Source organism: Dietzia sp. HMSC21D01, from assembly GCF_001815995.1.
Taxonomy (GTDB): Bacteria; Actinomycetota; Actinomycetes; order Mycobacteriales; family Mycobacteriaceae; genus Dietzia; species Dietzia cinnamea.
Genome location: NZ_KV824111.1, coordinates 1 through 2,030, shown reverse-complemented (window position 1 = coordinate 2,030; position 2,030 = coordinate 1). Strand labels below are relative to the sequence as shown.

General features: G+C 73.4%; 2 protein-coding genes. Both read right to left on the bottom strand.

The genetic code is table 11. The features are described 5' to 3' along the window. Positions 1-1,383: arabinosyltransferase domain-containing protein (locus HMPREF3086_RS15935; protein ID WP_210401889.1), on the bottom strand; the 1,383-nt coding region annotated here is incomplete at its 3' end. 23 nt (positions 1,384-1,406) lie between these two features. Next, a partial coding sequence (locus HMPREF3086_RS15930; protein ID WP_168169109.1) for an arabinofuranosyltransferase occupies positions 1,407-2,030 on the bottom strand: 624 nt, incomplete at its 5' end.

Here is a 2,030-nt window from a genome sequence, read left to right as displayed (position 1 = left end):
GCCCGCCGCGAGCGCCGCGACGCACATGAGCCCGGTGGGGCCGGCACCGAGGGAGAACGCGGCCACGCCGATCGCCGCGACGCCGGGCACGAGCCGGCGGGTGGCGATGGACCGCTCGACCAGCGACCACGTGAGCAGGGCGCCGAGCGCGATCACCGGCTCGGGCCGTAGCCCGTTGTTGAACGCCATCCAGAAGGCCAGGAACAGGGCGGCGCCGGTCCAGCGCGGTCCGCGCCAGGTGCGGGCGAGGCGGCCCAGCCGGGGCACGACCTCGCGGCTGATGATGAGCCACGACAGGATGCCGCACAGCAGGGTGGGCAGCCGCATCCACGGGCTGGCGGTGGAGATCTCGGCGAACACGCGCAGGATCTCGTAGTACCAGCCGACCGGGGACTCGGGGGAGCCGAGCCAGCGGAAGTAGTTGGCCATGTACCCGCTGGGCCCGGCCGAGCGGGCCATGGTGAGCAGGTAGCCGTCGTCGGAGGTGTTGGCGCCCACGAGGTGCCAGAAGCCCAGGACGCCGATGACGACCCCGTCGACCCCGGACAGTCGCGACCAGGACCGCGGGACGAAGCGGCGGTGCGAGCGGCCGTCGATGCCGTCGAGGCGGTGCAGGAACACCACGGAGGCGAGGGTGGCGAGCACCCCGATCACCATGAGCACCAGTTTGAGCGCGGTGGGGCTGGAGGAGTACCGGGAGTCGACGGTGACCTCGACCGTGGACTCGCCGAGGCCGTCGGGCGCGGTCACGGGCGTGAGGTCGGTGAAGACCCCGGTGACCTGCGGGCGCATGGTCCCCGGGACGGCGGCGCGGACCGCGTCGTCGGCGTCGTCGGGGTCGCGCTCGAGGCCGGTGAACTCGGCGACGAGGATGCCCGTCTCGGCGCGCACGTTCAGCGTCTCGCACGCGGGGTCACGCAGGGTGGACAGCGGCACCGACAGCAGCGTGATGTTGCGTACCGCCACCTCGATGACCGGGTCGCCGGCCGCGTCCTCGGCGCGCTGGACCACCAGCCCGTCGGAGATCCGCCCGGGGGCGCCCTCCGGCAGGGTGGAGAACACGATCGTGTTCTCGGGGACCTGCGCCAGCGGCGCGCACGGTGCGGTGATGGTGAGGTCGAGCGGTCGCCCGGAGACGAGCGGGGCGGTGACCGAGGCGTAGTCGGGCCCGGCCGTCCACTGCACCCGCGTGGTGTCCTGGTGCACGGGGAGGAACCCGGCGAGGATCGCCAGGACCGCCCCGAGGAAGCCGGTGATGACCGCCCACCGGCGGTCGCGGTCCATGCCGGGGTACGGGTGCAGACCGAGGGGACGCTCGACGTCGGTGTCGTGCACCTCGTCGTCGTCGCCCCGTCCCACGGTTCCCGTTCGCTCCGCTGTCATCGCCTGATCACCGCACAGCCTCCTCACCGCACCGTGATCACGGCGAACGGACCCACGTCGTGGACCTCGAAGTGGTCCCCCTCGACGGCCTCGCCGGGGATGGTGACGCCGAAGCGGCGGACGTTGGGGTCGTTGGGGTAGGTGTCCTCGGCCAGGCGCAGGGTGAAGCCGTCGCCCGACCGGCGCGTGACGATCGCGTCGGGGCCGCGCCACGGCGTGGAGCGCATCATCGCGAACAGCTCGTCGCCGCTGGTGGCGTCCTGCCACGCGACCATGGACGCGTTGCGGTCGGCGTACCGCCCCAGCGGGTTGGCGTAGTGCGAGGTGACGGCCTGGTAGGCGAAGTACGGGTGGTAGGCCAGGAACGCGTCGGCGGTGCTGGCGACGACGAGGTCGGTCCGGTCACGGCCGGGGAACGACTCCAGGATGACGCGGTCGACCTCGGCGTAGTGGGACTCGGGGCCGGGCGGGTAGCGGTCGGCCCGCTCGCCGTGGCCGTCCGTGTCGGTGTAGGCCAGCCGGATCTCGTCGTGCAGGTGGTCGGGGATGCCCTGCGCGTGTGCGAGCACGGCGAGGGCGGCCAGCACACCCACCACGGCGCCGGCGCGCCGACGACGGTCGGCGGCCTCCGCGGCGGGCCGGGGCTC